The sequence below is a fragment of the Micromonospora sp. NPDC018662 genome, from assembly GCF_044391475.1.
Lineage (GTDB): Bacteria > Actinomycetota > Actinomycetes > Mycobacteriales > Micromonosporaceae > Micromonospora.
The window spans coordinates 96,230-117,798 of sequence record NZ_JBISAC010000009.1; the positions used below are offsets into that span (position 1 = coordinate 96,230).

Annotated in this window: 22 protein-coding genes; 9 read left to right on the forward strand and 13 right to left on the reverse strand. The window is 74.1% G+C overall.

The genetic code is table 11. The annotated features are described in order from the left end of the window. Positions 1 to 189: 189 nt before the first annotated feature. Complete coding sequence (locus tag ACH495_RS23865) at positions 190 to 546, reverse strand: DUF3099 domain-containing protein (RefSeq protein ID WP_396859920.1); 357 nt, start codon at positions 544 to 546, stop codon at positions 190 to 192. A 98-nt stretch (positions 547 to 644) separates the two neighbouring features. Here ACH495_RS23865 and ACH495_RS23870 point away from each other — a divergent pair, with 98 nt between their 5' ends. Continuing rightward, entirely contained in the window at positions 645 to 959 is a 315-nt protein-coding gene (locus tag ACH495_RS23870) for a hypothetical protein (protein ID WP_396859921.1), read from the forward strand. Beyond that, positions 949 to 1,260, forward strand: a complete 312-nt coding sequence (locus ACH495_RS23875; protein ID WP_107159166.1) for a hypothetical protein — start codon at positions 949 to 951, stop codon at positions 1,258 to 1,260. Before ACH495_RS23870 ends, ACH495_RS23875 begins: the two co-directional genes overlap by 11 nt. Before the next feature lie 13 nt (positions 1,261 to 1,273). On the opposite strand, the gene ACH495_RS23880 is transcribed toward ACH495_RS23875, so the two are convergent. Together ACH495_RS23880 and ACH495_RS23885 are read right to left on the reverse strand one after the other, a co-directional pair. Then, a complete protein-coding gene (locus ACH495_RS23880) occupies positions 1,274 to 1,858 on the reverse strand; it encodes an HhH-GPD-type base excision DNA repair protein (protein ID WP_396859922.1) in 585 nt (194 codons plus the stop codon). Positions 1,859 to 1,962: 104 nt separating this feature from the next. Then, the gene (locus ACH495_RS23885; protein WP_396859923.1) at positions 1,963 to 3,183 is read right to left on the reverse strand and encodes a S8 family serine peptidase; all 1,221 of its coding nucleotides are present in this window, start codon (positions 3,181 to 3,183) and stop codon (positions 1,963 to 1,965) included. Between the two features lie 188 nt (positions 3,184 to 3,371). Between ACH495_RS23885 and ACH495_RS23890 the strand changes: the two genes are divergently transcribed. Together ACH495_RS23890 and dtd are read left to right on the forward strand one after the other, a co-directional pair. Continuing rightward, a complete protein-coding gene (locus ACH495_RS23890) occupies positions 3,372 to 4,856 on the forward strand; it encodes a methyltransferase (RefSeq protein WP_396859924.1) in 1,485 nt (494 codons plus the stop codon). Then, a complete protein-coding gene (gene dtd / locus ACH495_RS23895) occupies positions 4,856 to 5,278 on the forward strand; it encodes a D-aminoacyl-tRNA deacylase (RefSeq protein ID WP_396859925.1) in 423 nt (140 codons plus the stop codon). Before ACH495_RS23890 ends, dtd begins: the two co-directional genes overlap by 1 nt. A gap of 16 nt (positions 5,279 to 5,294) precedes the next feature. Here dtd and ACH495_RS23900 read toward each other — a convergent pair whose 3' ends face one another. Continuing rightward, a complete protein-coding gene (locus ACH495_RS23900) occupies positions 5,295 to 6,083 on the reverse strand; it encodes a sporulation protein (protein ID WP_396859926.1) in 789 nt (262 codons plus the stop codon). A 222-nt stretch (positions 6,084 to 6,305) separates the two neighbouring features. Here ACH495_RS23900 and sigB point away from each other — a divergent pair, with 222 nt between their 5' ends. Further along, the gene (gene sigB, locus ACH495_RS23905) at positions 6,306 to 7,292 is read left to right on the forward strand and encodes an RNA polymerase sigma factor SigB (protein WP_396859927.1); all 987 of its coding nucleotides are present in this window, start codon (positions 6,306 to 6,308) and stop codon (positions 7,290 to 7,292) included. 56 nt (positions 7,293 to 7,348) lie between these two features. Here the strand turns inward: sigB and ACH495_RS23910 are convergent, their stop codons facing one another. Genes ACH495_RS23910 through ACH495_RS23920 form a run of 3 tightly spaced genes read right to left on the reverse strand, consistent with a single transcriptional unit; the run spans position 7,349 to position 12,004 of the window. Beyond that, a complete protein-coding gene (locus ACH495_RS23910) occupies positions 7,349 to 9,904 on the reverse strand; it encodes a GNAT family N-acetyltransferase (protein ID WP_396859928.1) in 2,556 nt (851 codons plus the stop codon). Between the two features lie 25 nt (positions 9,905 to 9,929). Next, positions 9,930 to 11,111: an acetoin utilization protein AcuC gene (locus ACH495_RS23915; RefSeq protein WP_396859929.1), complete on the reverse strand. Its 1,182-nt coding sequence runs from the start codon at positions 11,109 to 11,111 to the stop codon at positions 9,930 to 9,932. Positions 11,112 to 11,158: 47 nt separating this feature from the next. Next, the gene (locus tag ACH495_RS23920) at positions 11,159 to 12,004 is read right to left on the reverse strand and encodes a sulfurtransferase (RefSeq protein WP_396859930.1); all 846 of its coding nucleotides are present in this window, start codon (positions 12,002 to 12,004) and stop codon (positions 11,159 to 11,161) included. Positions 12,005 to 12,102: 98 nt separating this feature from the next. On the opposite strand from ACH495_RS23920, the gene ACH495_RS23925 reads away from it, so the two are divergent. Beyond that, on the forward strand, positions 12,103 to 12,789 hold the full coding sequence (locus ACH495_RS23925) for a metal-dependent transcriptional regulator (protein WP_278107029.1): 687 nt from the start codon (positions 12,103 to 12,105) through the stop codon (positions 12,787 to 12,789). 13 nt (positions 12,790 to 12,802) lie between these two features. Here the strand turns inward: ACH495_RS23925 and ACH495_RS23930 are convergent, their stop codons facing one another. Together ACH495_RS23930 and ACH495_RS23935 are read right to left on the reverse strand one after the other, a co-directional pair. Then, a complete protein-coding gene (locus ACH495_RS23930) occupies positions 12,803 to 13,351 on the reverse strand; it encodes a hypothetical protein (RefSeq protein ID WP_396859931.1) in 549 nt (182 codons plus the stop codon). 86 nt (positions 13,352 to 13,437) lie between these two features. Continuing rightward, a complete protein-coding gene (locus ACH495_RS23935; RefSeq protein ID WP_396859932.1) occupies positions 13,438 to 13,671 on the reverse strand; it encodes a DUF5522 domain-containing protein in 234 nt (77 codons plus the stop codon). Between the two features lie 125 nt (positions 13,672 to 13,796). Here ACH495_RS23935 and ACH495_RS23940 point away from each other — a divergent pair, with 125 nt between their 5' ends. Next, the gene (locus tag ACH495_RS23940; RefSeq protein WP_396859933.1) at positions 13,797 to 14,393 is read left to right on the forward strand and encodes an RNA polymerase sigma factor; all 597 of its coding nucleotides are present in this window, start codon (positions 13,797 to 13,799) and stop codon (positions 14,391 to 14,393) included. Next, positions 14,390 to 15,346 carry a hypothetical protein gene (locus tag ACH495_RS23945; protein ID WP_396859934.1) on the forward strand — a complete coding sequence of 319 codons (957 nt, stop codon included), beginning with the start codon at positions 14,390 to 14,392 and terminating at the stop codon, positions 15,344 to 15,346. Before ACH495_RS23940 ends, ACH495_RS23945 begins: the two co-directional genes overlap by 4 nt. Positions 15,347 to 15,355: 9 nt before the next feature. Here the strand turns inward: ACH495_RS23945 and ACH495_RS23950 are convergent, their stop codons facing one another. Next, positions 15,356 to 15,997 (reverse strand): class I SAM-dependent DNA methyltransferase, encoded by a 642-nt coding sequence (locus ACH495_RS23950; RefSeq protein ID WP_396859935.1) that lies wholly within the window; start codon positions 15,995 to 15,997, stop codon positions 15,356 to 15,358. 164 nt (positions 15,998 to 16,161) lie between these two features. Here ACH495_RS23950 and ACH495_RS23955 point away from each other — a divergent pair, with 164 nt between their 5' ends. Then, positions 16,162 to 16,695 (forward strand): hypothetical protein, encoded by a 534-nt coding sequence (locus tag ACH495_RS23955; RefSeq protein ID WP_396859936.1) that lies wholly within the window; start codon positions 16,162 to 16,164, stop codon positions 16,693 to 16,695. 25 nt (positions 16,696 to 16,720) lie between these two features. On the opposite strand, the gene ACH495_RS23960 is transcribed toward ACH495_RS23955, so the two are convergent. The 3 genes from ACH495_RS23960 to ACH495_RS23970 form a co-directional block, all read right to left on the reverse strand. Beyond that, on the reverse strand, positions 16,721 to 17,473 hold the full coding sequence (locus ACH495_RS23960; protein WP_396859937.1) for a nucleotidyltransferase domain-containing protein: 753 nt from the start codon (positions 17,471 to 17,473) through the stop codon (positions 16,721 to 16,723). Beyond that, positions 17,470 to 18,417 carry a DUF2332 domain-containing protein gene (locus tag ACH495_RS23965; protein WP_396859938.1) on the reverse strand — a complete coding sequence of 316 codons (948 nt, stop codon included), beginning with the start codon at positions 18,415 to 18,417 and terminating at the stop codon, positions 17,470 to 17,472. Before ACH495_RS23965 ends, ACH495_RS23960 begins: the two co-directional genes overlap by 4 nt. A gap of 209 nt (positions 18,418 to 18,626) precedes the next feature. Next, positions 18,627 to 21,536 (reverse strand): vitamin B12-dependent ribonucleotide reductase, encoded by a 2,910-nt coding sequence (locus ACH495_RS23970; RefSeq protein ID WP_396859939.1) that lies wholly within the window; start codon positions 21,534 to 21,536, stop codon positions 18,627 to 18,629. Positions 21,537 to 21,569: the final 33 nt, after the last annotated feature.

Genomic DNA, 21,569 nt, shown 5'->3' on the forward strand with positions numbered 1-21,569 from the left:
GCCGCCGGGGCGGCAGGCGGGCGGCGGCCGGGCCGGCGCGCGGTGATCGGGCTCCGGGCCCGGCGTGCCGGGCTCGGGCAGGGTATACCTGACGGCCGATATACCTTCTAGTCATATTTATGCCTGAGAGGTATATCGGTCTGTCGGCGAACTCTCCGGTCCGGCGTCACGGAGCGTGGTCACGACCGGTCAGGGCTCGGCGTCGATGACCTTGTGCGGGCGTTCCTCGGCGGAGAGCGCCATCGGCGGGGTCTCGTCGCGGCCCCGGGGCTGGAAACGGTTGGCCAGCCGGTGCTCCTCCTTGGGCGGGCGGTCGTTCGCCAGCAGCACCGCGAGCCACGGGATGAGCACCATGCCGAGCGCGCACAGCGGCAACCAGAGCCAGAGCAGCGGGGCCTGGACGCCGACCAGGATCGCGCCCGCGACGATGCAGGCGACCCGGATGCCCATCATCAGCACGTAACGCTTCTGGCGGCTGTTGAGCTGGTCGTCCTGGCTGCGCCGGGCGTCGGTGATCAGGATCGGCTGGTAGGCCTGATGCTTCACCACGGACCTCCTACGAGGGGATACGACCCATCCTGTCACCCGGGGCAGGTGATCGGCGACAATCCGGTGACGTGTTACGTGCGTGGTACGCTGCGCTCGTGGCCAACCGGTTCAGCTTCACCGACGAGGCGTTGGCGAACCTGCGGGTCTACGACGTCGCACCCGGGGAAGTCTGGGAGGCCCTGCACAGCAACCGCCGGGTCATCCGGCACCTGGGCGACGACGTGATGGTGGTCTACGCCACCGACCACCGCGGCCGGCGCCTCGCCGTGCTGCTGGCCGAGGCCGACGGCACCGACAACGACTGGGACATCCTCTCCGCCCGCGAGCTGAGCGACGTCGAGGCCAAGCGCTACGACGAGGCGGTACGGAGGGCACGCCGACGAGGAGGAGGCGGTCACCATGCACCGTGACGAGGCGACCAAGCGGTTCCACGCCGGCGGCGACGCGTTCGCCGACCTGATCGACGAGACGTCACCGGCGCAACTGCCCACCCCCGACACCGACGTGCCGATGGTCAGCCGGTCGGTCCGCCTGCCACTGGAGACGTACGAACGGGTCCGGGCCGCCGCCGACGCGCGCGGCATCGGGGTCACCACGCTGATGCGGCAGTGGATCGAGGCGGGCCTGGCCGACCTGGACGACTCGGCCACGGTCTCGCTGGCCGACGTCCGCCGCGCGCTGGCCTCGCTGTCCCGCCCGACCGCCGCCTGACCGGCGGCGCGCGTCAGCCCCTCGCGGCCTTCGCCTCCGCCTTCATCCGCTGCTTGAACTCGCGTACCCGGCGCAGCGACTCCGGATCGGTCACGTCCGCCACCGACCGGTAGGCGTCCGCGTCGCCGTAGCCGCCGGCCGCCTCGCGCCAGCCGGTCGGGGCGACGCCGAACCGCTTGCCGAGCAGCGCCACGAAGATCTGCGCCTTCTGCCGGCCGAACCCGGGCAGCTCGCCGACCCGGCGCAGCAGCTCCGCGCCGTCGGCCGCCTCGGACCAGAGCCGCGCCGGGTCGCCGTCGTAGCGCTCCACCAGCGCCCGGCAGACCTCCTGCACCCGGGCCGCCATCGCCTTCGGGAAGCGGTGCAGCGCCGGCGGCCGGGCGAACAGCTCCACCAGCGCCTCCGGGTCGTGGCCGGCCAGCTCCCGGGCGTCCGGCTCGTGGCCGAGGCGCTGCGCCAGCACGTACGGCGAGGAGAACGCCTTCTCCATCGGCACCTGCTGGTCCAGCACCATGCCGAGCAGCAGCGCCAGCGGGCTGCGCCGCAACAGCTCGTTGGCCTGCGGGTCGATGGGCAGGGAGAGCGTCATGCCCCCCATCCTGCCGCCCCGACCGCCGGTCCCGCCGCCGACTCCCCGACGACACGACGCGGCCCGGTGGACTCCGCTGGGGTCCACCGGGCCGCGCGGCCTGACAGCGGGCGTCAGTTGACGACGAAGAGCAGCCGGTTCGGCGAGCCCGTGCCCGGGCTGGTCACCTTGCCGGTGGTGGCGTTGGTGGTCAGGTAGCTGGCCACCTGCGCCGGGGTGTAGGACGGGTTCGCCGACAGCACCAGCGCCGCCGCGCCGGCCACGTGCGGCGACGCCATCGAGGTGCCGCTGATCGTGTTGGTCGCGCTGTCGCTGGTGTTCCAGGACGACGTGATCGACGAGCCCGGGGCGAAGATGTCCACGCAGGTGCCGTAGTTGGAGAAGGACGAGCGGGCGTCGGTGCTGGTGGTGGAGCCCACCGTGATCGCCGAGGCGACCCGGGCCGGCGACGAGTTGCAGGCGTTGGCGTTGGAGTTGCCGGCCGCGAGCGCGTACGTGATGCCGGAGCTGATCGAGTTGGCCACCGCGTTGTCCAGCGTGGTGCTGACACCGCCGCCGAGGCTCATGTTGGCCACGGCCGGCTTGACCGCGTTCGAGGTGACCCAGTTGACGCCGTTGACCACGCCGGCGGTGCTGCCGCTGCCGGAGCAGTTGAGCACCTTGACCGCGATCAGGCGGACGCCCTTGGCCACGCCGTAGGTGCTGCCGCCGACCGTGCCGGCGACGTGCGTGCCGTGGCCGTTGCAGTCGGTGTTGTTGCTGTCCACCGTGTTGGTGCCCCAGGTGGCCCGGCCGCCGAACTGGGCGTGCGTGGTCCGGATGCCGGTGTCGATGATGTAGGCGCGCACGTTGGTGGCGGTGTTCGGGTAGGTGTAGGTGCTGTTGAGCGGCAGATTGCGCTGGTCGATCCGGTCCAGCCCCCAGGTGGCGCCGGTCTGGGTGCCCTGGACGGTCACCCGGCGGTCCTGCTCGACGTACGCGACGGCCGGGTCGGCGGCCAGCCGGCGCGCCTGTCCGATGCTCATCTTCGCGTTGTAGCCGGTGAGCGCGGCGCTCCACACCGTGGCGACGCTGCCGCCGTAGCGCTTCGCCAGGCCGGCGGCCCGCTCCGGCACTGCGGTACGCGCGGTGCGGCTGTTCGCGGCGCCGACCGCGTCGCCCTTGAGCACGACCAGGTAGCTGCCGCTGACGGCGTCGGCGGCGCCGGCGAACCGGACCTGACCGGTCGGTGCGGCGAGGGCCGGGGTGGAGGCGGCGGCGGTGAGGGCCGCGGCGGCGGCCGTGACGGCGAGCGCGTGCAGCACGCGACGCCGGGGGACGGACACGTCGGGCATCGTCTGGCTCCCTACCGGGCGGGCCGGCCGGTTCGTGGCCGGCGGGCCGCCCATCGACGGATGTTGGGGGGAATGCTAACCACACATCGATACCTGTCGAAAGAGATAGTTGCCGGGTAATACTGTTCGCGACCCGAATCCGGCGGGTGCCCGCCACCGGGGTGCGGCCGGCGAGGCAGGATGGCCACGTGGACCGTCACGAGATGCTGCTCTCCCCCGCCGGGGTCGACGCGCTGCGCACCGCGCTGACGCTGGCCGACTTCACCGCCAACGGGATCGCCGGGCGGCTCGGCTCGCAGGCCACCGGTGGGGTGGCCCGCAACGACTACCGGGCGGCGCTGCGCGCCACCGAGGACCGCGACCGGCTGGGCACCCTGATCCGGGTGTTCATCTGCGACCAGACCGAGCCGGAGCCGGTGGTGGCCGCCGCGTTGGCGCCGCTGACCGTGGAGGAGGCGCTCGCCGGGGGCATCGTCGAACGGCACGGCGACGGCCTGCGCGCCGGCGTCGACCTGGAGCCCTACGCCGACGACTGGTGGGTGCTCGCCGACGTGCCGGCCAGCGCCCGACCCGGCCGGCCGCTGCACGCCGAACACGTGCTCGGCATCGGCGGGGCCACCCAGACGCTGATCGGCGCCGCCGTACGCCGCCCGGTGGAGACCGCGCTGGACCTCGGCACCGGCTCCGGCGTGCAGGCGCTGCACCTGGGCACCCACGCCCGCCGGGTCACCGCCACCGACGTCTCCGAACGGGCGCTGCGCTTCGCCGCCACCACCGCCGCGCTCAACGGCCAGGACTGGGAGCTGCTCCGCGGCGACCTGGTCGCGCCGGTCGCCGGGCGCCGCTTCGACCTGGTGGTCAGCAACCCGCCGTTCGTGGTCGGCCCCGGCACCACCACCCACGTCTACCGCGACTCCGGGCGGGTCGGCGACGCGATCGGCGCCGAGCTGGCCGCCGCCGCGCCGCACCTGCTCACCGACGGCGGCACCATGCAGTACCTGGCCAACTGGGTGCACGTCACCGGCGAGGACTGGGCCGACCGGGTCGCCGGCTGGTTCGCCGGGACCGGGCTGGACGCCTGGGTCATCCAGCGTGAGGTGGCCGACCCGATGGCGTACGTGAACCTCTGGCTCACCGACGTCGGGGAGAGCGCCGACCCGCAGCGGATGGAAGCCTGGCTGGACTGGTTCGACGCGCACAAGGTGGAGGCGATCGGCTTCGGCATCGTGTCGCTGCGCCGGGCCGGCCACGAGCAGCCGATCGTCCGGGTCGAGGACCTGCGCCAGCGGGTCGAACCACCGCTCGGCGACCGGGTCGCCGAATGGTTCGACCGGCAGGACTGGCTACGCGCCCGGGACACCGAGGGTCTGCTCGCCGCCCGCTACCGGGCCGCCGACGGGCTCCAGCTCCGCCAGGAGGCCACCATGGGCGACGACGGCTGGGCGGTGGACCGGCAGGTCCTCGCCGCGCCGCGCGGACTGCGCTGGTCGGAGGAGATCGACCCGCTGGTGCTCGCCCTGGTCGGCGGCGCGGACGGCCGGCTGCCGCTGCGCGACCAGCTCGCCCTGCTCGCCGTCGCGCACGACGTGGCAGCGGACGAGCTGGCCGAGGCGGCCGGCCCGATCGTGGCGCACCTGGTCGAGCGCGGCCTCGTCGCGCCGGTGACGGACTGATGCGGGCACTGGTGCAGACCGTCGCCCGGGCGTCCGTCACGGTCGACGGCGCGGTGGTGGGCGAGATCACCGACGGGCTGCTGGTGCTGGTCGGCGTCACCCACACCGACACCCCGCAGGTGGCCGCCACCATGGCCCGCAAGCTGCACGAGCTGCGCATCCTGGACGACGAGCGCAGCGCCGCGGACACCGGGGCGCCGCTGCTCGTGGTCAGCCAGTTCACGCTCTACGGCGACGCCCGCAAGGGCCGGCGGCCGAGCTGGACCGCCGCCGCCCCGGCGGACGTCGCCGAACCGCTGGTCGAGGCCGTGGCCGAGGAGCTGCGCGCCCGCGGCGCGACTGTGGAGACCGGCCGTTTCCGCACCCACATGCTGGTGGAGAGCGTCAACGTCGGCCCCCGCACGCTCCTGCTGGACCTGTGAGCGCCCGCGTCGCCGCCTAGAAGAACAGGCCGCGCCGGGACAACGACTGGCGCAGCCAGCCGTCGAGCTGGGCGGCCCAGTCGGTGCGGTCCGCCGTGGCGTGGTCGACAGTGAACCGGCCGAACGCGTCCCGGCCCTCGGTGAACAGGCCGCCCCGCTTGTCCATCTCCAGCACCACCTGCACCTGCTGCGGGTCGGTGACGAAGGTGACCTCGAGCTGGTTCATCGCGCCGGCGTACTGCGGCGCCGGATAGAACTCGATCTCCTGGTAGAACGGCAACTGCTGGCGTACGCCGTAGATGTGGCCCCGCTCGACGTCGGCGCGGGCGAACCGGAAGCCCAGCCGCAGCAACGCCTCCAGCAGCCGCTCCTGGGCCGGCAGCGGGTGCACCGCGACCGCGTCCAGGTCACCGGAGTCCACCGCCCGGGCGACCTCCAGCTCGGTGCGCAGGCCCATGGTCATGCCGTGCAGGTGCTGGCCGTACAGGTCGGTCAACGGGGTCTCCCAGGGCACCTGGAAGCGGAACGGCACGTCGTGGCGCTGCCCCGGGTCCAACCGGAACGCGCCGGTCATCTGCACCCGGCCGAACTCCTGGTTCGTGTTGTACTCCGAGTCCCCGCTCTCCACCTCGACGCGGGTGAGGAGGCCGAGCGAGATCCAGCTCACGTCCACCGGGTGCTCGCCGCCGACCACCTGGATCCGGCCCTCGAGCTGACCGCCGGGGCGGCAGTTCGGGTTGGCCAGCACCGTCTGCACCGACGGCCCGCCCACCCCCATCGCCTGCATGAGCCGCTTGAAGACCACCTGAGTTCTCCGATCGCCGGTTCGTCACCGACCCTGCCGGCCGGTCCGCTGGCACGGTAACCGGACGGGACAAGCGCCGGCCGGGCATCCCCCGGATTCGTGTCGGGTCCCCGATCGCCTCACTCCCGTCTCACGCCCCGACCGCCAAGCTGTTTGTCACCGGCCCCCACCGCGCCGGCGGCACGGGCCGGTACGGCACGTAGGACACGGGGAGAGACAGAGATGACCCAGCAGATGATCGAGCACCAGGACATGGACGTCACCCTCACGGACCTGGACGCCACCGACGAGCGCGGCGTCTCCACCGACCTGGTCCGGGCCTACCTGAACGGCATCGGCCGCACCAAGCTGCTCACCGCGGCGCAGGAGGTCGAGCTGAGCAGGCGGATCGAGGCCGGCCTCTTCGCCGAGGAGAAGCTCGCCACCTGCACGCCCGTCTCCACCGAGCTGCGCGCGGACCTGGCGCTGATCGCGGCCGAGGGCCGCGCCGCCAAGGACCACCTGCTGGAGGCGAACCTGCGGCTGGTGGTGAGCATCGCCAAGCGCTACACCGGGCGCGGCATGGCCTTCCTCGACCTGATCCAGGAGGGCAACCTCGGCCTCATCCGCGCCGTCGAGAAGTTCGACTACACCAAGGGCTTCAAGTTCTCCACGTACGCCACCTGGTGGATCCGCCAGGCGATCACCCGCGCCATGGCCGACCAGGCCCGCACCATCCGCATCCCGGTGCACATGGTCGAGCAGGTCAACCGCATGGTCCGGGTGCGCCGCGAGCTGTCCGTGACGCTGGGCCGCGAGCCCACCGTCGCCGAGGTCGCCACCACGCTGGAGATCCCCGAGTACCAGGTGATCGAGCTGATCTCCTTCGACCGGGAGCCGGTCAGCCTGGACCAGGCCGTCGGTGAGGACGGCGAGAGCGCGCTCGGCGACTTCGTCGCCGCCGTCGACCCGCGCACCGAGCCGGGCGACGCCGCCGCCAACGGCGAGTTGCGCAACGAGGTGCGGATCGTGCTGGCCACCCTCTCCCAGCGGGAGCAGGCGGTGATCCGGCTGCGCTTCGGCCTGGACGACGGCCGGCAGCGCACGCTGGACGAGGTGGGCCGCGAGTTCGGGCTGTCCCGGGAGCGGATCCGCCAGATCGAGAAGGTGACCCTGCTCAAGCTGCGCGACCCGGAGCGGGCGAACCGGCTGGAGGCGTACGCCTGCTGAGTGCGTGTTAACCGGGGCCCCCGCCTATGCAGAATGCGTTAAGCGGGGGCCCCGCCTTACAGCCTTCGCGGGCCGGTGTCGGGGCGCGGCGCCTCCGCGCCGGCCCGGACGGTGGCGTGCAGCACCGAGATGCCGTCCGGGCGGGCCAGCACCGGGTTGAGCGTGAGCGAACGCACCCGGGGCTGCTCGTCGGCCAGCCGGCCGACCCGCAGCAGCAGGTCGACCAGGGCCGCCCGGTCCACCGGCGCGGCGCCCCGGTGCCCGCGCAGCAGCGGCGCGGCGCGCGGCTCGTCGACCAGCTCGGCGGCGTCCCGGTCGGTCAGCGGCACCGCCCGCCAGGCCCGGTCGCCGAGCAGCTCGGTCGCCACCCCGCCCAGCCCGAACCCGACCACCGGCCCGAACGCCGGATCCTCCACCAGCTCCACCACGCAGGCCACGCCCGGCGGCACCATCGGCTGGACCAGCACCTCCGCGCCGAACATCGCCGCCATCTCCGGGTACGCGCGGCGCACCGCCCCCGCGTCGGCCAGGTCGAGCCGCACCGCCCCCAGGTCGAGGCGGTGCCGCAGCCCCGGGGCGGCCGCCTTGAGCGCCACCGGCCAGCCGAGCCGCTCCCCCGCCGCCACCGCCTCGGCGGCCGACCCGGCCGGCACGGACGCCACCACGTCGATGCCGTACGCGGCCAGCAGCGCCGCCGGATCCGCACCGTCTGGGCCCCAGGCGGCCTGCCCGGCCACCCGGTCGACGCGGGCCAGCTCGGGCAGCACGCCCGGCGGCCGGCGCAGCCAGTCCGCGTACCGGGTGACCCGGGCCAGCGCCCGCACCGCCTCCTCCACGCTCGGATACGCCGGCACCCCGGCCGGCACCCGCCCGGCGAGGAACGTCGCCACCACCGGCTTACCGGTGGCCCGCGCGTCCGGCAGCGCCGCCGCGAAGTCCGCCTCCGGATCGGTGAGCTGGCCGGGCAGCGGCGGCGCGAACACCGCCACCACGGCGTCCACCCGCTCGTCCGCCACCGCGGCGGCCAGCGCGGCGGCGTACGCGGCGGCGCCGCCGGTCGGCCCCACGTCACGCGGGTAACCGTCCGCGACGACCAGCCCCTGCCCGGCGCCGGCGGTCGCGGCCAGCCCGGTCAACGCCGACGAGTTGCCCACCACGGCGACCCGCCGGCCCGCCGGCAGCGGCTGGTGGGCCAGCAGCACACCCACGTCGAGCAGCTCGCCCACCGTGTCCACCCGGATCACGCCGGACTGGGCGAACAACGCGCTCACCGCGGCGGCGTCCAGCGCCGGCGCCTCGCCCACGCCCGGCGGCCGGGCCAGTGACGCCAGCGCCACCACCGGCTTGCTCCGGCCGATGCGCCGGGCCAGCCGGGCGAACTTGCGCGGGTTGCCGAACGTCTCCAGGTAGAGGGTGATCACGTCGGTGCCCGGATCGTCCTGCCAGTACTGCAACAGGTCGTTGCCGGACACGTCGGCCCGGTTGCCGGCCGAGACGAAGCTGGACAGCCCCAGCCCACGGCGGGACGCCTCGGCCAGCAGCGCCACCCCGAACGCGCCGGACTGGCTGAACACGCCCACCCGGCCCGGCGCCGGCAGCACCGGGGCGAGCGTCGCGTTGAGGCGTACCGCCGGGTCGGTGTTGGCCACGCCGAGACAGTTCGGGCCGACCACCCGCATGCCGGCCAGGTGCGCGGCCCGGACCAGGGCCCGCTGCGCCGCCGAGCCGGCCGGGCCGGCCTCGGCGAACCCGGCCGAGACCACCACCAGCCCGTGCGCGCCGGCCCGCGCCGCGTCGTCGACCACAGCGGTCACCGCGTCCGGCGCCACCGCCACCACGGCCAGGTCGACGTCGAGGCCGGCGTCGGCCGCCGACGGGTACGCCGGCAGCCCGGCCACCGTCGCCGCGCTCGGGTGCACCGGCACGATCGCGCCGGTGAACCCGCCGTCCCGCAGGTGCCCGAGCAGCGCCGCGCCGACGCCCTGACCGGTGGTGCTGGCACCGTAGACGGCGATGCCGCGCGGCGCGAGCAGCCGGGCGATCGAGCGCGCCTCGGTGCGGTGCTCCCGACCGCGCTGCACCTCGAGCGTCGCCTCGGTCGCCGCGATCGGGAAGCTCAGGTGCACCACGCCGTCGGCGTACTGGCGCTGGACCTGGTAGCCGAAGTCGGCGAAGACCCGCAGCATCGTCCCGTTCGCCGGCAGCACCTCGGCGACGAAGTGCACGATGCCGTGCCGGCCGGCCGCGTCCGCCAGGTGCTCCAGCAGCACCGAGCCGATGCCCCGGCCCTGGTAGGCGTCCTCCACCACGAACGCCACCTCGGCCTCCGGGGAGGACGGGCCGAGCCGCTCGTACCGGCCGACGGCCACGATCCGGTCGCCGACCAGCACCACGAACGCCTCCCGGTCGCGGTGGTCCACGGTGACGAAACGCTTCAGGTCCCGCTCCGGGATGCGCGGGTACGGCGAGAAGTAGCGCAGGTAGCGGGTGCGCTCGGAGAACCGGGCGTGCATCGCCACGATCGCCGCCGCGTCGTCCGGGCGGATCTGCCGCAGTTGGCCGGTCGTGCCGTCGCTGAGCAGCACGTCCACCGGTTGCTCGACTGTGGTCACCGGTCGGTCCTCCCCCACCGCCGGCTCAGTCGCGCGGATCGTGCGGGTCGAGCCCGAGCAGCGGGAAGACGGCCTTGCGGGTGGCCGCGACCGCCCGGTCCACCGCGTTCGGCTCGCCGCTGGGCTGCCACGGCTGGAACTCCGGGTCGACGTCGTCGGTCATCCGCAGCGGGATGTCGTGCCCGGGCCGCCGGCGCGCGGCCAGCTCCCGCCAGCCCGGCGGGGTGAGCGTCGCCGGGTCCAGCGGCTCGCCGGTGGCCACCGCGAGCAGGTGCGTCCAGGCCCGGGGCACCACCTCGACCAGCGCGTACCCACCGCCGCCGGTGGCCACCCAGCGGCCGTCGCACAGCTCGTCGGCGAGCGCCCGCAACGCCCGGTAGGTGGCCCGCTGCCCGTCCACGGACAGGTGCAGGTCGGCCAGCGGGTCGGCCCGGTGCCCGTCCGCCCCGCACTGGGTGACGAGCACCTGCGGCCGGAACGCGCGCAGCACCGACGGCACCACCGCGTGGAACGCCCGCTGCCAGCCGGCGTCACCGACCCCGGGCGGCAGCGGCACGTTGACCGCGCTGCCCTCCGCGCCCGGCCCGCCGGTCTCGTCCGGGAAACCGGTGCCGGGGAAGAGCGCCAGCGGGGTCTCGTGCAGGCTGACCGTGAGCACCCGCGGGTCCCGGTAGAAGACCTCCTGCACCCCGTCGCCGTGGTGCACGTCCACGTCGACGTACGCGATCCGCTCCGCACCCAGGTCGAGCAGGCGGGCGATGGCCACCGCCGGGTCGTTGTAGACGCAGAAGCCGGCCGCCCGGGCCGGCATGGCGTGGTGCAGGCCACCGGCCACGTTCACCGCGCGCCGCGCCTCGCCCCGCCAGACCGCCTCGGCCGCGGCCACTGTGGCGCCGACGATCAGCGCGCTGGACTCGTGCATCCCGTCGAAGACCGGATTGTCCGACGTGCCCAGCCCGAAGCCGGCGAAGAGCGGGTCACCCGGCGCGGCCCGGACCGCGTCCAGGTAGGCCGGATCGTGCACCCGGGTGAGCAGCGCGTCGTCGGCCGGCTCGGGCTTGACCAGGCGCACCCCGGGCCGGTCGAGCACCCCCAACTCGCGGGCGAGCGCCATGGTCAGCTCGACGCGGACCGGGTCGAGCGGATGGTCACCCATGTCGTAGGCGAGGAGGGCGGAGTCCCACACCACCACCGTGTCGTCGGCCATGCCGCCATCGTCGCACGCGAGCCCGGACGCGCCCACCAGCCGCGCGCTCACCCGCCGGTCGCCACCGGCCGGGCCGGGTCGGTCACCCACTCGCTCCACGAGCCGACGTACAGCGCGGCGTCCGGCCGGCCGGCCAGGTGCAGCGCCAGCACCGCCTGCGCGGCGGTCACCCCGGAGCCGCAGTACGCCCCGACCGGCGCGTCAGCGGTCACCCCCGCGGCGGCGAAACGCGCGCGCAGCGCCTCGGCGGCCGGGAACCGGCCCTCGGTGACGTACTCCGGGGCGGGCAGGTTGACCGCGCCCGGCACGTGCCCGGCGACCGGGTCGACCGGCTCGTTCTCGCCCCGGTAGCGCGGGGCGGCCCGCACGTCGAGCAGCACCCCGTCGTCGGCGGCGGCGAGCCGGGCGGCCTGCCCGGCGTCGAGCACCGGCAGCGCGCCCGGTGCGACGGTCACGTCGCCGGGCGCCGGGGTGGGCGTCGCGGTGTCCACCGGCAGTCCGGCGGCGACCCAGGCCGGGAAGCCGCCGTGCAGCACCCGCACCGCGCGGTGCCCCGCCCAGCGCAGCGTCCACCAGGCCCGGGCGGCGGACATCCCGTCGCCGCCGTCGTACACCACCACCGGGTGACCGGCGCGGACGCCGGCGGCCCGCAGCGCGGCCTGCAACGCGGCGGGGTCGGGCAGCGGGTGCCGGCCGGCCGCGCCCGGCGGCCCGCACAGCGCGGTGTCCAGGTCGACGAAGACGGCGCCGGGCAGGTGGCCGAGGGCGTGGTCGTCGCGGCCGGGCGGGCCGGTCAGCCGCCAGCGGACGTCGAGCAGGACGGGCGGGTCGGCGCGGTCGAGCTCGGCGGCGAGCCGGTCCGGCTCGACCAGCAGCTCTGCGGTTCCGGACATGCGACCCAGTCAACACCATCCCGCCATCGACCTCCCGCTTCGCCTGCGGTGGAGCGTCGGTGGTTACGGGTAGCATCGGACGCCGGGAGGCCGCTGACGTGAAGCACGACCTGGTTGACACGACCGAGATGTACCTGCGCACCATCCTCGAGTTGGAGGAGGAGGGTGTGCCGCCGCTGCGTGCCCGCATCGCCGAGCGACTGCGGCAGAGCGGCCCGACCGTCAGCCAGACCGTCGCCCGGATGGAGCGCGACGGTCTGCTCACCGTCGAGGGCGACCGGCACCTGACCCTCACCGCGCTGGGCCGCAACACCGCCGTCTCGGTGATGCGCAAGCACCGGCTGGCCGAGCTGCTGCTGGTCAACGTGATCGGGATGCCCTACGAGGAGGCCCACGAGGAGGCCTGCCGCTGGGAGCACGTGATGAGCGACGCGGTGGAGAAGCGGGTCTACGACCTGCTCAACCGCCCGTCCCGGTCCCCCTACGGCAACCCGATCCCGGGCCTGGAGGAGCTGGGCGACCCGGGCCAGCACCCGGCCGAGACCGTCGAGGGCGAGCGCAACCTGGCCTTCCCCGGCCTGTCCGGCCCGGTGGTGGTGCGGCGGATCTGCGAGAGCGTGCAGACCGACGCGGACGTGCTCCGGCAGCTCCACGCGGCGGGCGTCGACCCGGGCGCGACAGTCACCGTGGCCCAGGAGCGCGACGGCGTCTCGATCGACCGCTCCGGCGACCGGGTGCGGCTGCCCCGCGAGGTGGCCTCCCGCGTCTTCGTCGCGGCCCGCTGACGGGTCGGCTGGCTCACAACTGCCGGGTGTCGATCACCTTGGCCAGCGCGACCAACTTGCCGGTCGCCTGCGCCACCTCCGCCGCGGCGGTGCCCTTCGGGCTGGTCCAGCGCAGGCTGGCGAGGCGATCCTCGTCGGCCAGCCAGCCCACCTCGGCGACCGGGCCGGCGTTGGCGGTCTTCGGCAGCGTCCGCCGGTAGGCGACCTTCCCGAGCTTGGCGACAGTCGCCGCCCCGCGCGGCTGCACGTCGGCGGTGAACGTGGCCGCGTCGATCGACGTGTCGGTCACCGCGAGCGTCAGTTCCGGCAGCACCGCCCCCTGGGCGCGAACCACGCATGTGTGCGTGTCGCCCTGGTCGGTGGCGGCGGCCACGTCGAACGTGCCGCCGGTGTGCGCGGCGATGACCGCGAAGTCGAGCAGTCGGCACGCCCCGCCGGACGAGGCGGCGGCGGCCGGTCCGGCCGGTGGCGGGGCCGCCGGCACGGCCACCGGGGACCTGTCGTCGGCGCAACCGGTGGCGAGCAGGACGGCCGAGACGGCCAGCCAGGTACGGGCACGCACGGGAAGACCTCCGTGGTCGGCGGCGGGGCCGGCCCGCCGGAGTTCCGTCGGACACCGTACGGCGCGGACGACAGGGACGGAAGGCCCTAATCGGCCACGTACGGACAGTGCCGGCATCCTCGCCCGCAGCACGTGCCGCGCCGGGCCAGGAATCCGGCGCTGAGCACGAAGAGCCCGGTCTCCGGGTCGAGGTAGCCGGCCTCCCCGGCGGCCAGCGCGGCGGCGTGCGCCGCCAGGATCGACTCCCGCGCCGGGTGCGCGGGCGGCAGCCGGGACGGGTGCGGCTCGGTCAACGGCCGGTCCGCCAGCTCCTCACCCACCGCTGAAGTGTAAGGAGGGGCCCCTTCTTAACGTTTTCCGCATAGGCGGGGCCCCCGCTTAACACTCCTCAGCCGTGCCCCGTGAACCGGTTCGGGCCGACCGGGCATGAACGGATGTGACCAAGATGCACCGAGCCGAGGCCCACGAGCGCGGGCAACCCGAGGCCAGGCCGCCCGACGAGCCGACGGACGGGGAACTGATCCGCCGGTCCCGCACCGAACCGGAACGGTTCGCGCCGCTGTTCGACCGGCACGCCGTCGCCGTACACCGTTATCTCGCCCGTCGGATCGGTCCGCCGGCCGACGACCTGCTGGCCGAGACGTTCCTGGTCGCGTTCCGGCGCCGGGCCGGCTACCGGCCGGACGTCGGGGTGCGGCCGTGGCTGTTCGGGATCGCCACCAACCTGCTGCGCCGGCACGTGCGCTCGGAGGAACGCCGCTACCGGGCGCTGGCCCGGCTCTCCGCCACGGAGTCGACGCCACCGGTGACCGAGGATGCCATCGACCGGCTGGACGCCCAGGCCCTGCGGCGTGACCTGGCTTCGGCGCTCGCCTCGCTGCACCGGCGGGACCGGGACGTCCTGCTGCTGACCGCCTGGGCGGACCTGTCGTACGAGCAGATCGCGGCCGTGCTCGACGTTCCGGTCGGCACCGTCCGGTCCCGCCTGCACCGGGCTCGCCGGTTGACCCGTCTCGCGCTCACCGTGGAGGAGCCGACATGAACGAGATCACGTTGCTGCGGACGCACGGGCCGGACGCTCCGGAGGCGTCGGCCGAGACGTTGAGCCACGCGCGGGACCGCCTGGTCATGGAGTTCACGGCCACGCCGGCACGCCGGACCGTCCTGCCGCTGCGGCGGCGGACCCTGCTGGTGGGGGCCGCCGCGGCGGCGGTGGCGGTCACGGCGGGCGTCGGTCTCGCGGCGCGTCCGGTCGACCGCCCGGCGGAGCCGATCACGCTGGTGGCGGTGACCGTGCCCGAGTTCCCGCTGACGCTGCGGTCGCGACCGGCGGTGCTGGGGCCACCCGGCTACAGCTACGCCCCCGGTCAGTTCCTCGCCGTCTACCTTTCCCGCGGCGCCGCCGACGACGTCTACCTCTTCGTGTGGGCCAGCCGGCCGGCTCGAATCGCGAAGACGTGGCGCACGGTCACCATCGCCGGCCGGCCGGCCGAACTCTACGAGGAACCGGATCCCGACGAACCGCGCCGACTCGATGTCGTGTGGGAACGGCGGCCGGGTCAGTGGGTGTCGCTGACCGGCCACGGCCGGTTCGCCGAGGACGACGCGCTGTTGCGGCTGGCCCGGGACCTCGTCGACGAACCGCAGCCGGTGCCCCTGCGGGTGCGGCTCGCACCTCGCGGATGGCAGATCGCCGCGTTCAAGGACGACACCATCCTCACGCTGCGCGGCGCGTCTGCCGACGACACGCTCACCGTGCAGGTGGTGGCCGGCCGCGACCCGGACCTGCTGCACACCGTGATGGGGGCGGTGGAGGAGCGACCGGTCACGGTCGGCGGGCGCGATGCCCGGTTGGTCCGCGCCGAGGAGATGTGGTTCCTCCAGACCGAGGTGGCGGGCGGTGTGGTGGTCAACGTGCAGGCGCCGTTGCGGCTCACCGCGGCGCAGGTGATCGCGATCGCCGAACAGGTGTCGGTGACGCCGCGCCGACGCTGACGGCCCGGGTCAGGCCGCCGGGCGCCGGGCGAGCAGGAACGCCTGCGGCTGGCGCTCGGCGGCCACCGGCGCGCGGACCAGCGTGGCCGTGACCGTGAGCCCGACGCCGGTGAGGTGCGCGGCCAGGCGTTCCGGCGCCAGCCAGTGCACGTCGTACTCGACGGCGTGCCCGTATGCCCGTGATCGCCGGTCGACCCGGTCGCCGACCTTCACGGCGAGCAGCAGGTGGCCGCCCGGGGCGAGCGCCCGGCGGAAGCCGGCGAAGACCTCGGGCAGCTGCTCCGGCGGAAGGTGGATGATCGAGTACCAGGCGACGAGCCCGGCCAGGGACGCGTCGGTCGCGAACGGTTCCGTCATCGAGCCGACGTCGAAGCGCAGCTCCGGGTGGGTCCGGCGGGCCACCGCCACCATGCCGGGCGACAGGTCGATGCCGGCCACGTCGAGGCCGAGGCGGCGCAGGTGGGCGGTGATCCGGCCGGTGCCGCAGCCGACCTCCAGCACCGGTCGGCCCGGCCCCACCGTTTCGGCGAACGCGGTGAGCACGGCCCGGTCCAGCGGCGGCTCCACCACGTCGGGCAGCAGCCGTGCGTAGTCCTCGGCGACGGTGTCGTAGGCGTCCCGGGTCTCGGCCAGCCAGCGCGGTTCGGCCACCCCGCGACCCTACCGGCCCGCTCCGCCCACCCCACCCCACGCTCACTTTCCCGGAAACAGGGCGGACGGACGGGTGGGTGGGTCGGGAGGTGGACGGGTGCGGACCGCGAGATCCGGGGTGGCGTGGCGCTGTTACCGTCGCCGCGACCGTCCAAGGAGGACAGATGACGAGATCGACCGCGGCAGTCGTGGTCACCGGTGCGCTGCTGGCCGCCGCCGGCTGCGCCACCGACGGGACGGCGACGCCTGACGAACTGCGCGACCCCTGCGCGCTGCTCCCGGCCGACCTGCTGGCCCGGCTCGCGCCCGGCGCGTCGCCCAGCGCCTCGGCGAACCTGGGTGACCGCAGCGGCTCGCGGGAGTGCGCGGTCGACCTGACCAGCGGCACCGCCATGCGCGGTGACCTGGTCGTCACCGTGGCCGTCGACGCCGAGGGCATGTACGACGACCGGTGGCGACGGGACCGGTGCGCCCGGATCGCCGCCGACCCGACCGGTACCGGACCGGGTGACATCTCCTGCGTGGCGGTACACCCCTGGGACGGCGGTGAGACCCGGCTCGACGGCTGGGCCTGGCGGGGCGACCACTACCAGGTGCACGTCGCGTACCAGGTGGTTGAGCCCCGGACGCTGCCGACCGGCGCGGAGGCCGACCTGCGCGGGGTGCTCGCCGCCGCGGTCGACTCGCTGCCGGGCTGAGCCGGGTCGACGGGCGACTCGCCGGTCAGCCGCCGTTCGGGCCGGCCGGCCGGTCCGGTTCCCGTCGGGCCGTGGCGACGGTTCGGCGGGCGTCCGACCAGGCGATGAGCGCGGTACGGAGCCGGGGTGAGGTGACCCGCTCGCCCCGGCGGCGCGCCCTCAACTGGTCGATCAGCCAGGACGGGGCGGCGACGGCGGGAATCGCCCGGTTCTTCCCGATCAGGTCGCCGTGCCGCAACGCGTGCCGCCCCCGGGCCATCGAGGTGAGCCCGAGGTCGGCGAGGCCGGGGTCCAGCCACAACCAGGGCCGGCGGGCCGCCCAGGCCCAGTAGCCGGTCAGTTCGGCGCGGGCCGCCGCGCGTACGTCGTCGTCGGTCATGGCTGGCAGCACCGCGTCCGGTGGCCGGCCGAAGAGGGCGTGGCCGTGCCGGACCAGCTCGGCCCGGGTGATGCCCGAGAGGATCCGCTGGACGAGCTGCCCGTGCGTCCACGTGGGATGACGTGCCCCGAGATCGTCGACCGCGGCGGCCTCGACGTAGACGCAGCCCAGGTTCAACCCGGCGGCGGGGCCGGCGTCGAACCGGCGGTGCAGGGTGGTCAGCTCGGCCTGCCGGGTCGCGTCGACCGGTCCGTCCACCACCGCTACCAGGTCCAGGTCGCTGACGCCGGGCCGGTACCCGCCGGTGGCGAGCGACCCGGCCACCAGCAGGTCGGACACCCAGCCGAGCGCGGCCACCTCCCGCGCGAACGCGTCGACGGCGGCCGGGCGCGTGGTCACGGCCGCACCGGGGCGAACCAGGTGACCGCCTGTCCGTGGCCCCGGGTCCAGGCGAGCGGGCGGCCGTCGAGCGCGAGCACGTTGTGGAACCCGTCGTCCGGCGGCGCGGGCATCTCCGCGTACGGCAGCACGGCCGGGTCCTCGTTGGCGACCCAGTGCCCGGGCAGCGTGCGCACCAGCTCAGTGAAGGCCGCGCGGCTGGCCGGCGGCACCTGGTAGAGCACGGAACTGTGGAAGACCACGAGCGTCGCGCCGGCCGGGGCGCGCGCCGCCAGCGCCGGCAGGTCGTCGACCAGGTCGCCGCGCACCAGCAGCGGCGGGTCGGTCGCCGCGACCGCCGCCGCGGCGCGCAGCCGCTCCCGACGATGCGTGTGCTCCGGCCAGATCAGCGCGTCCAGCCAGGCCAGGTCCGCCGGGTCGGTGACGTCGAGCGGGTGCACGTCGAGCCCGGCCCGCCACACCACCTCCGGCCGCCGGTCCGGCGGTGCGGCGCCGGTGAGCGTGCAGTCGAGCACCGGCTCGCCGTCGCCGACCAGCCGGTCGCCGTAGCGGTAGGCGTACCGGTCGGGATAGAGGCAGAGGCCGGCGGAGACGCCGACCTCCAACAGCGCCAACGGCTGCGGCAACGCGGCGAGCACCGGCAGCAGCACCGCGCAGCGTCCGGCCTCGTTGGTCTGCGTGGCCCGGACCCGCATCTGCGCCGCGATCTCCGGCCAGTGCGCCAGCACGTGCGCGCGGAACGCCGCCGGGTCGTCGACCGGGCCGCCGCGCAGCCGGACCACGCCGAGGAGCAGGTTCGGCTGGCGCTTCGCCGGTGGGAGCGTGTCGAGCAACGCGAGCAGCTCCGGATCGCGCGCCACGGCCCGCGACAACCGTTCGTACGCCGGGGACACGTCGCGGGCCTCGCGGTCGGCGAACATCCGGTAGGTGTCGGCGGTACTCATCCCCCGAGCATCGCAGTTCGCCGCGCGACCCGGGTCTGTGACGGTGCCCACTGCCTGGTGGGATCGGGCCGGGCGCCGGTGAGTCGTTTGCGCTCTCAGCTCGACAGGCGTCCCCGACCATGTGCTCCCCGACCGCGCGGGCGGGGCACGAACGCCGCGAGCGCGGCAGGGACCCCCCTGCCGCGCTCGCCGGACGTGCGGTGAAACTCTTAGCTACAGCCGCTGGTGGAGCCGCAGCCCTCGCAGACGTAGCAGCTACCGGCCGGACGCATCTTGGTGCCGCAGGTGAAGCAGAGCGGCGCGTCCGCGGCCTTGCCGATGACGGCCTCCAGCAACTCGGTGCTGGAGCCCACCGTCGGCGCGGGCTTGGCGGCGGCGACGTCGGCCAGCTCCTGCGCCGGCTGGGCCACCGGGCCGGTCTTCGGCTCGGGCGACTCGACCGGGGCGGAGGAGGCCATCGCGGTGAGGTCCGCACCGCTCGCCTCCGCCTCCGCCTCGGCCCGGAGCTGGGCGGCCCGCTCCTTGGCGGTGAAGATGCCCAGCTCGGCGCGACGCTCGTAGGGCAGGAAGTCCAGCGCCAGACGACGGAAGATGTAGTCCATCACCGAGGCGGCCATCCGCACGTCCGGGTCGTCGGTCATGCCGGCCGGCTCGAAGCGCATGTTGGTGAACTTGCTGACGTACGTCTCCAGCGGGACGCCGTACTGGAGACCGATGGAGATGGCCACCGAGAAGGCGTCCATCACGCCGGCCAGCGTCGAGCCCTGCTTCGACATCTTGAGGAAGACCTCGCCGAGGCCGTCGTCCGGGTAGGACGAGGCGGTGAGGTAGCCCTCGGCGCCGCCGACCGAGAAGGAGACCGTCTGGGACGGGCGCTTCTTCGGCAGCCGCTTGCGCACCGGGCGGTACTCGACGACCTTCTCCACGACCTTCTCGACGGCGGCGGCCTCGACCGCGGCCTCGACGGCCGCCTCGACCACTGCCTTGTTCGGCTTGGCGACCGAGAGCGGCTGGCCCACCTTGCAGTTGTCCCGGTAGATCGCCAGTGCCTTCAGGCCGAGCTTCCAGCCCTCGAAGTAGATCTTCTCGACGTCCGCGACGGTGGCCTGCTCCGGCATGTTGACCGTCTTGGAGATGGCGCCGGAGATGAACGGCTGGACCGCCGCCATCATCCGCACGTGGCCCATCGGCGCGATGGAGCGCTCGCCCATGGCGCAGTCGAAGACCGGGTAGTGCTCCGGCTTCAGGCCCGGGGCGTCCACCACGTGCCCGTGGTCGGCGATGTGCTCGACGATCGCCTCGACCTGCTCCTCGGGGTAGCCGAGGCTGCGCAGGGCGCGGGGGACGGTCTGGTTGACGATCTGCATCGAGCCGCCGCCGACCAGCTTCTTGAACTTGACCAGCGCCAGGTCCGGCTCGACGCCGGTGGTGTCGCAGTCCATCATCAGGCCGATGGTGCCGGTCGGGGCGAGCACGCTGGCCTGCGAGTTGCGCCAACCGAACCGGTCGCCGAGCTTGTTGCCCAACGTCCACTGCTTGGTCGCCTCGCGCTGCACGGCGGTGCCCACGGTGCCGGTCGGCCGGATGCTGTCGTTGGCGGCGGCGTGCTTGCGCATGACCCGCTTGTGCGGCTCGGCGTTGCGGGCGTAGCCGTCGTACGGGCCGACGATGCCGGCCAGCTCGGCGGAACGGCGGTAGGCGGTGCCGGTCATCAGCGAGGTGATCGCCGCGGACACCTCCCGCCCCTGCTCCGAGTCGTACGGCAGGCCGGTGGCCATCAGCAGGGCGCCCAGGTTGGCGTACCCGATGCCGAGCTGCCGGTAGGCGCGGGTGGTCTCACCGATCTTCTCGGTCGGGAAGTCGGCGAAGCAGATCGAGATGTCCATCGCGGTGATGACGAACTCGACCGACCGGACGAACTTCTCCACCTCGAAGCCGCCGTCGGCGCGGAGGAACTTCATCAGGTTCAGCGAGGCCAGGTTGCACGAGGAGTTGTCCAGGTGCAGGTACTCCGAGCACGGGTTCGACGCGGTGATCCGCCCGGTCTCCGGGCAGGTGTGCCAGTCGTTGATGGTGTCGTCGTACTGCAGGCCCGGGTCGGCGCACTCCCAGGCGGCCTGGGAGATGGTGTGGAACAGCTTCTTGGCGTCGATCGTCTCGATGGTCTGCCCGTCGAGCCGGCCGCGCAGGTCGAAGCCGCCGCCGTTCTCCACCGCGGTCATGAACTCGTCGGAGACGCGGACCGAGTTGTTGGCGTTCTGGTACTGCACGCTGACGATGTCCGCGCCGCCGAGGTCCATGTCGAACCCGGCGTCCCGCAGCGCGCGGATCTTGTCCTCCTCGCGCGCCTTGGTCGCCACGAACTCCTCGATGTCCGGGTGGTCGACGTCGAGGATGACCATCTTGGCGGCCCGCCGGGTGGCGCCGCCGGACTTGATGGTGCCGGCGGACGCGTCCGCGCCGCGCATGAAGCTGACCGGGCCGGAGGCGGTGCCACCGGAGGAGAGCAGCTCCTTCGAGGACCGGATGCGGGAGAGGTTGACCCCGGCGCCCGAGCCGCCCTGGAAGATCCGCCCCTCCTCCTTGTACCAGTCGAGGATGGAGTCCATCGAGTCGTCGACGGCCAGGATGAAGCAGGCGCTGACCTGCTGCGGCGACGGCGTGCCGACGTTGAACCAGACCGGCGAGTTGAAGCTGAACACCTGGTGCAGCAGCATCCAGGTCAGCTCGTGCGCGAACACCTCGGCGTCGGCCGGGGCGGCGAAGTAGCCGTACTCCTCGCCCGCGGTGCGGTAGGTGTCGACCACCCGGTCGATCAGCTGCTTGAGCGACCACTCCCGCTCCGGGGTCCCCACCGCGCCCCGGAAGTACTTCGTGGTCACGATGTTGGCCGCGTTGACCGACCAGGACTCGGGGAACTCCACCCCGCGCTGCTCGAAGTTGATCGAGCCGTCCCGCCAGTTCGTCATCACGACGTCGCGGCGCTCCCAGGCGACCTCGTCGTAGGGATGCACCCCCTCGGTCGTCCAGACGCGCTCGATCTTCAGCCCCGCCCCGGCCTTGTTCCGTGACTTGCTGGTCGTCACGCCCTCGCCCCCCTCGTCGGCGCGGTGACCCACCGCGCCTGGTCGAACCTGTCAGAAATCGGAGAT

What these genes read in the sequence shown, in the direction of transcription:
- ACH495_RS23875 (WP_107159166.1), top strand. Translation starts at nt 949, where the DNA reads ATGCACCGTGACGAGGCGACCAAGCGGTTCCACGCCGGCGGCGACGCG.
- ACH495_RS23880 (WP_396859922.1), bottom strand. Translation starts at nt 1,858, where the DNA reads ATGGGGGGCATGACGCTCTCCCTGCCCATCGACCCGCAGGCCAACGAG.
- ACH495_RS23885 (WP_396859923.1), bottom strand. Translation starts at nt 3,183, where the DNA reads ATGCCCGACGTGTCCGTCCCCCGGCGTCGCGTGCTGCACGCGCTCGCC.
- dtd (WP_396859925.1), top strand. Translation starts at nt 4,856, where the DNA reads ATGCGGGCACTGGTGCAGACCGTCGCCCGGGCGTCCGTCACGGTCGAC.
- sigB (WP_396859927.1), top strand. Translation starts at nt 6,306, where the DNA reads ATGACCCAGCAGATGATCGAGCACCAGGACATGGACGTCACCCTCACG.
- ACH495_RS23915 (WP_396859929.1), bottom strand. Translation starts at nt 11,111, where the DNA reads ATGGCCGACGACACGGTGGTGGTGTGGGACTCCGCCCTCCTCGCCTAC.
- ACH495_RS23920 (WP_396859930.1), bottom strand. Translation starts at nt 12,004, where the DNA reads ATGTCCGGAACCGCAGAGCTGCTGGTCGAGCCGGACCGGCTCGCCGCC.
- ACH495_RS23940 (WP_396859933.1), top strand. Translation starts at nt 13,797, where the DNA reads ATGCACCGAGCCGAGGCCCACGAGCGCGGGCAACCCGAGGCCAGGCCG.
- ACH495_RS23945 (WP_396859934.1), top strand. Translation starts at nt 14,390, where the DNA reads ATGAACGAGATCACGTTGCTGCGGACGCACGGGCCGGACGCTCCGGAG.
- ACH495_RS23955 (WP_396859936.1), top strand. Translation starts at nt 16,162, where the DNA reads ATGACGAGATCGACCGCGGCAGTCGTGGTCACCGGTGCGCTGCTGGCC.
- ACH495_RS23965 (WP_396859938.1), bottom strand. Translation starts at nt 18,417, where the DNA reads ATGAGTACCGCCGACACCTACCGGATGTTCGCCGACCGCGAGGCCCGC.